Source organism: Streptomyces sp. CO7 (assembly GCF_053474865.1).
Genome location: NZ_JBRIOU010000014.1, coordinates 12,480 through 19,382, shown reverse-complemented (window position 1 = coordinate 19,382; position 6,903 = coordinate 12,480). Strand labels below are relative to the sequence as shown.

5 protein-coding genes are annotated in these 6,903 nt (G+C 73.9%); all 5 read right to left on the bottom strand.

Going from position 1 to position 6,903, the window contains the following annotated elements; translation table 11 throughout:
* Positions 1 to 57: 57 nt before the first annotated feature.
* The 5 genes from ACOV8S_RS30450 to ACOV8S_RS30430 all read right to left on the bottom strand — a co-directional run bounded on the left by ACOV8S_RS30450 (position 58) and on the right by ACOV8S_RS30430 (position 6,633).
* On the bottom strand, positions 58 to 618 hold the full coding sequence (locus ACOV8S_RS30450; protein ID WP_351112724.1) for a hypothetical protein: 561 nt from the start codon (positions 616 to 618) through the stop codon (positions 58 to 60).
* A complete protein-coding gene (locus ACOV8S_RS30445; protein WP_448321713.1) occupies positions 603 to 1,772 on the bottom strand; it encodes a ParA family protein in 1,170 nt (389 codons plus the stop codon). The genes ACOV8S_RS30450 and ACOV8S_RS30445 overlap by 16 nt, the downstream gene beginning before the upstream one ends.
* A gap of 387 nt (positions 1,773 to 2,159) precedes the next feature.
* Positions 2,160 to 3,272: an alanine dehydrogenase gene (gene ald, locus ACOV8S_RS30440; RefSeq protein ID WP_351112785.1), complete on the bottom strand. Its 1,113-nt coding sequence runs from the start codon at positions 3,270 to 3,272 to the stop codon at positions 2,160 to 2,162.
* A 248-nt stretch (positions 3,273 to 3,520) separates the two neighbouring features.
* On the bottom strand, positions 3,521 to 5,728 hold the full coding sequence (locus ACOV8S_RS30435; RefSeq protein WP_448321712.1) for a tetratricopeptide repeat protein: 2,208 nt from the start codon (positions 5,726 to 5,728) through the stop codon (positions 3,521 to 3,523).
* Positions 5,729 to 5,997: 269 nt separating this feature from the next.
* The gene (locus tag ACOV8S_RS30430; protein WP_448321711.1) at positions 5,998 to 6,633 is read right to left on the bottom strand and encodes an NUDIX domain-containing protein; all 636 of its coding nucleotides are present in this window, start codon (positions 6,631 to 6,633) and stop codon (positions 5,998 to 6,000) included.
* Positions 6,634 to 6,903: the final 270 nt, after the last annotated feature.

Here is a 6,903-nt window from a genome sequence, read left to right as displayed (position 1 = left end):
GCCCAGGGGGCGTCTGCGGGCGGGGACGTTCGAGGTCATGGCCGTGGCAGGCTACCTCTACCGCCCGCGCAGCCGCCGCACCAGGATGCTCGCGTCCCCCCGGGACTCCAGATCGGCCAGGACCACCGCGACCGCCTCGCGGACGATGCGCCCGCGGTCGACGGCCAGCCCGTGCTCGCCGCGCAGGACGAGACGGGCGTGCTCGAGGTCCATCAGTTCCTCGGCCGAGACGTACACCGTGATCTTCTCGTCGTGCCGCTCCCGCCCGCTGGGGCGGCGCGCGGGGCGCCCCCGGCGGCGCGGGGCGACCCCCGTGGCCGCGGCGGCGGCGCCGTCGGCGCCGCCCGCCCTGCTGTGCGTCTCGCCCGGCTCGCCGCCGGCGTCCGCGACGGCGTGCTCGGCGCCCTGCGCGTCACCGCCCTGCGCGGGCACCGAAGGCGGCAGGCCCTCGGCGCCGTCCCGCGTGACGGCGAGGTCGTCCTCGCCGGCCGGGGACGGCACCCGCGGCTCCGGCCGCTCGGCGGTGGCCTGGCGGCGCGGTGAGGAGGACTGGAGGCCGGAGCCCCCGGTGGTGCGGAACAGCTCGTCGGCTCCGGGCAGACTCACTCGGCGTGACACCGGGCGAGCACCTCCCTGGCGAGCTGGCGGTAGGCGGCGGCGCCGACGGAGTTGGACGCGTACGTGGTGATCGGCTCGCCGGCCACCGTGGTCTCCGGGAACCGGACGGTCCGCCCGATCACCGTGTGGTACACGTGGTCGTCGAACGCCTCGACCACACGCGCGAGCACCTCACGGCTGTGCACCGTGCGGGAGTCGTACATCGTGGCGAGGATGCCGTCGAGCTCGAGCTCGGGGTTGAGCCGCTCCTGGACCTTCTCGATGGTCTCGGTCAGCAGCGCCACACCGCGCAGCGCGAAGAACTCGCACTCCAGCGGCACGATCACCTTGTGGGCCGCCGTCAGGGCGTTGACCGTCAGCAGACCCAGCGAGGGCTGGCAGTCGATCACGATGTAGTCGTACTCGGACATCAGCGGCTTGAGGGCGCGCTGCAGCGTCGACTCGCGGGCGACCTCGGAGACCAGCTGGACCTCGGCCGCGGAGAGGTCGATGTTGCTGGGCAGCAGGTCCATGTTGGGGACCGCCGTCTTGAGCAGCACGTCGTCCGCCGCCATGCCCCGCTCCATGAGCAGGTTGTAGACGGTGAGGTCGAGCTCCATCGGGTTGACGCCCAGGCCGACCGAGAGGGCGCCCTGCGGGTCGAAGTCGACCAGCAGGACCCGCCGGCCGTACTCGGCCAGCGCTGCACCCAGGTTGATGGTGGACGTCGTCTTGCCGACGCCGCCCTTCTGGTTGCACATCGCGATGATCTTCGCCGGGCCGTGGTCGGTCAGCGGCCCGGGGATCGGGAAGTACGGCAGGGGACGCCCGGTCGGGCCGATGCGCTCGCGGCGCTGACGCGCGGCGTCGGGCGCGAGGGTGGCCGCGTACTCGGGGTCGGGCTCGTATTCGGCGTCGGGGTCGTAGAAGTGACCGTCGGGCAGTTCGTCGTATTCGGCGAAGTGGGGCGCGCCACTTGCGTCGCCGGTCCTGGCGTTCACGTGATGGGCATCCATGCTCTGGTGTGCTGTCGGAGCCAGTGGGGGGTCCTGGCTCTGGTGGACTGCGGAGGTACGGACCGCGACGGAGCCGACAGCCTCGATTCCGGCGGGTCCGGTGCCCGGCGCAGGCGTTCCTGGTTGACCACCCCCGGGAGTAAATGTCGACTCATTCACAAGTCGTCTTACCTCCTTGGTGACCAGGAAACTTCTAGACAGGTCAGCGTGGCACCATGCCGACGATGGGCGACTCTATGGCGTGTCGGCCGTTCGCAGCAACACAATCCGCCGGACCCGGCCTCCCGTGTCCTTGTCGGACATGCCTGTTGTCAAGGGCGTACGCGCGTCGCACAGCGCGATTCACCCGGGCGCACAACGACCGAAATCCGACGTCGAGTTGACTGCCCGGGCGGCTCACCCGCCGGTCAACCGCCTGTACGGACGCCACAGGCCGGACCTTGAGGCCCAAGGTCCGGCCTGTTTCGCGGTGTTGACCCGCCGGTTGACGGGGCGGTGACTGTCTCGTCTTGTCGGAATGTCGACTCGCCCGCGTTTACGGACGGTTCAGCCGAGCACGCTCTCCAGAGCGACGTGCTGCATGCCGTGCGCCTCGGCGACCTCGCGGTACACGACCTGACCGTCGTGGACGTTGAGGCCCTTGGCGAGCGCGGCGTCGCGGCGCAGCGCCTCGACCCAGCCGCGGTTGGCGAGCTGGACGACGTAGGGAAGCGTCGCGTTGGTCAGCGCGTAGGTGGAGGTGTTGGGCACCGCGCCGGGCATGTTGGCGACGCAGTAGAACACCGAGTTGTGCACCGCGAAGGTCGGCTCGGCGTGCGTGGTGGGACGGGAGTCCTCGAAGCAGCCGCCCTGGTCGATGGCGATGTCGACAAGGACACTTCCGGGCTTCATGCGCGAGACCAGCTCGTTGGTGACGAGCTTGGGGGCCTTGGCGCCGGGGATCAGCACCGCGCCGACGACCAGGTCGGCCTCGACCAGCGCCTTCTCGATCTCGAAGGAGTTGGAGACGACGGTCTGCACCTTGGTGCCGAAGACCTTGTCCGCCTCGCGCAGCTTGTTGATGTTCAGGTCGAGCAGTGTGACCTGGAAGCCCATGCCGACGGCGATCTGGGTGGCGTTCCAGCCGGAGACGCCGCCGCCGAGCACGACGGCCTTGGCGGGGGCGACGCCGGGGACGCCGCCGGGCAGCACGCCCCGGCCGCCATTGGCGCGCATCAGCTGGTAGGCGCCGACCTGCGGGGCGAGCCGGCCGGCCACCTCGGACATCGGGGCGAGCAGCGGCAGGGTGCGGTCGACCTCGACGGTCTCGTAGGCGATGGCCGTGGTGCCGGAGGCGATCAGCGCCTCGGTGCCGGGGCGGTCGGCGGCGAGGTGCAGGTAGGTGAAGAGGACCTGGTCCTTGCGGAGGCGGTGGTACTCCTCGGCGATGGGCTCCTTGACCTTGAGGATCATGTCGGCCGCGGCCCACACCTCGTCGGCGGTCTCCAGGATGCGGGCGCCGGCGGCGACGTACTCCTCGTCGGTGATCGACGAGCCGAGGCCGGCGTTCCGCTCGACGACGACCTCGTGGCCGTTGCGCACCAGCTCGTGGACACCCGGCGGGGTGATGGCCACGCGGAACTCGTTGTTCTTGACCTCGCGGGGGATGCCGACCTTCACGTCGATCACGGTCCTTGCAATCGGGGGCATGGGGGAGCACACGCGGCGGCGGGGTGCTGCCAGGGCATGCACGGATATACCGGTCACATGTGAGCACACCGGGATACACGCCGGAGAACGGCGACATCGCCAGTCTAATGAAGGATTTCCCTCTGTCTAGCCTTGTAAAGCCAGCGTTACCCGAGGGATACGCCACTGAATTCGCAGGGACCGGGATGACGATCCGGGACGACCCGTGCGCTACCAGGTCAGCGGTGCCCGCCGGAGGGGTCCTCCACCGGCAGGCGCTGCGCGCTCTGCCGGTGCAGCCGGGCGGCGGACGGGTCTCCCAGGCGCTCCAGGACGTCGGCCAGCCTCAGGTGCAGCTGGGCCTCCAGCCGCCCGTCCTCGGCGCGGCGGGCCCAGGTGATCGCCTCGCGGTAGGTGCGCAGGGACTCCTCGAAGCGCCCGGTGTGCTCCTGGGCCGGCGCCAGCTCCCCCAGGGCGCGCGCGCAGGCCGTCAGGTCGCCGCCGCGCCGGTGCTCGGTGACGGCGGCCCGCCAGTGGCGCAGCGCCTCCTCGTGCCGGCCGGCGCGGGCGTGGGCGGTGGCGATGCGGCCGTAGAGCCGGGCCGCCTCGGCGCGCCGGTCGCGGGCCAGGTGTTCGGCGAGGGCGCGGCCGTACCAGTCGGCGGCCCGGTCGAGGTCGCCGAGCTCCTGGTGGGCGGCGCCGATGGACTCCATGGCCCGGCCGACGGCGTACGGGTCCTGGGCCTCGCGCCCGGCGTCCAGGGCCGCCCGGTAGCGGGTCAGCGCCTCGGCGGCGCGTCCGGTGCGGGCGTCCAGGTCGGCGAGGTTGAGCAGGGCCGCGGCCTTCTCGCGGGCGAGTCCGCGACGGCCGGCGACGTCCAGCATCAGCTGGTGGAGCGCGTACAGGTCGGCGGCCGCCCCGTCGTCGCCGACATGCGCGACCAGGGCGCGCACCAGTTGGGACATCAGGCGGCGGGCCAGGGTGTCCAGCTCCCCGTCGTCGGCGGCCGTCCGGGCGGCGGCCAGGAGCACGTCCCGGCGTTCGCCCAGCCAGGCGGCGGCCTCCTGGGGGCCGGGGAAGCGCAGGGCCCGCGGCAGCGCCTGCTGCCGGACGCGGGCGTCCTCGTCGGTCCCGGTGGCGACGCGGCATGCGTGCAGCAGCCGGACCGTGCGCTCCAGCGTGCGGGCGCGGGCCAGCCGCAGCTCCGCGGGGCGGTCCAGGCGCCCGGCGAGGGCGGCGAGCAGGGGGTGCAGGCAGCCGGGGACCTCGTAGAGCAGGCCGGCGGCGGGCACCTGCCGCAGCAGCGCGAGACGGTGGAACCTGTCCAGGGTCTCCGTCGCGGTCTGCGGGGAGCAGCCGGCCAGGGCCGAGGCGATGTGCGGGTCGACCACCCCGGCGGGCGCGAGGGACAGCAGCCGCAGCATCCGCGCGGCCGCCGCGGGAAGACCGTCGTGGACCAGGGCGAGCATGCGCTCCAGCGGGCCGGCCGCCGGGTCGGCGCGCAGCTGGGCCACCAGGTCGGCGACGGCGACCTTGGGGCGGTCGGCGAGCCAGCCGCCGGCGAGCAGCAGAGTGGCGGGCTCCCCGTGGCACTCCTCGGCGAGCTGCTGCGTGGAGCACGGGTCGACGGTGACCCGGACCTCCCCGATCCGGCGGGTGAGCAGGTCGACGGCGGAGCGGGTGTCCAGGCCGCCGACGACGCAGGGCCGGACGTCGGGGATCCCGGTGAGGGGGCCGCGGGCGACGGCGACCACCAGGCAGTCCGGGGAGTCGGGGACCAGCTCGTCGACCTGCTCCGCGTCGGCGGCGTCGTCCAGGAGCAGCAGTACCTTCCGCCCGGCCAGCGCCTGCCGCAGCACGGCGGTCACCTCGTCGTCCTCCGCCCCGGGCGCGACTGTGACGGCGGGGGGTCCGGACGCTTCGCCCGCGGGCGCGTCATCCGCGGACGCGTCATCCGCGGGCGCGGGCCTCACGGCCGCGGCGGGAGCGGGTACGGCCGCAGGGGCCGGCAGTGCTTCGAGGAGGCGACGGGCGGCCTGGCCCGCGGGGACGGGGCGGCCGCCGGGCTCGGTGAGCCGGGCCCGCAGGACCCCGTCGGGGTACCGGTCGGCGATCCGGCGGACCAGCTCCTCGGCGAGCTCGCTGCGGCCCGATCCGGGCCGGCCCGCGACGAGCAGGACGCGGGCGCGCGGGGCCTTGCGGCCGGCGATGGTGTTGAGGCCGGCCCGTTCGATGTCCGCCAGCAGCTCCTTGAGCTCCCGGGACCGCCCCACGAAACCGGAGGTGGGGGGAGGCGGAGCCTGCCGCTCCGTCCGGCCCGGCGCGGCGCCCGGCGCGGCGCGAGGTGCCGGGGCGGGGGCCGGTGGCGGCGCTGACGGCTCTCCGGAGGGCCGTCGCGTCGTGTCCGTCGACGCCTGGCTGCCGGTGTCCACCGCCTGGTCGGTCACGGGCCACACTCCCGTCATGCACGCGCGCGCCACCCCGTCCGCGGGGCCTTGCACGAGCGTAGTTCACACGGCGGCGGCGCAACGGGGGACCACACGCGCCCGGTCCCCCGACCGGACGCGGGGCGCGGCCCGTTCGTCCGAACCGGCCGCGCCCCGCGCGGAATGTCCTGCTCCCTGCCCGGAAGGGTCCGCGCCCGGCCCGAATGCCCGGCGCCCTGCCCGGAAGGGTCCGCGCCCGGCCCGAAGGCCCGGCGCCCTGCCCGTGGGTCCTACGCCTCGAACGGCCGGGCGGGCCACGGCGCCTCGGCGGGCCGCAGCGCCTCCAGCCCGTCGCCGGCGCGCGCCGCGACCAGCGACAGCACGCCGACCACCAGGCAGTTGTTGTGCAGCTCTCCCGCCAGCACGCCGCGCACCAGGTCCGCGACCGGGACCCGGGCGAGCTCCATGTCGGACTCCTCGTCCTCGACCTCGAAGCGGTCGCCCTCGGCGTCGGACAGCCCGCTCGCCAGGAAGATCCGCACCGCCTCGTCGCAGCCGCCGGGGGTGGTGTAGACGTCGGCGAGGACCCGCCAGTCCTCGGCCTTGACGTGCGCCTCCTCGTACAGCTCGCGCTGGGCGGCGTGCAGCGGGTTCTCACCGGGCACGTCCAGCAGGCCGGCCGGGATCTCCCACAGCTTCTGGCGCACCGGGTGCCGGTACTGGCGCAGCACCACCGCGCGGTCCTGCTCGTCCAGCGCCAGCACGGCCACCGAGCCGGGGTGCACCTGGTAGTCGCGGCCGACCACCGCACCGCCGGGCATCACGACCTCGTCGGTCCGCACGGAGGTCTTCTTGCCCGTGAACGGGGTGCTCGACGAGCGGATCTCCCACTCCTCCGGGGCGTCCTTGATCACCTGGTCGGTCATCGGGCCAGTCCTCTCCACCACTACTCACCACTACTCGACACCGGGGAAACAGCGCGCGAAAACGCCGAAGCCGGGGCACGCGCCCTCGAAGGGCGCGTACCCCGGCCACCGTATCGTCACCCGATCGCCGCAACGATCACCACGGGCACCGGTCGCGGCGCGGATCCGGGTGCTCAGCCGGCGTAGGCGCCGGTCCCCTGCTGACGGTCGACCGCGGCCTTCACCAGACCGGCGAACAGCGGGTGCGGGCGGGTCGGGCGGGAGCGCAGC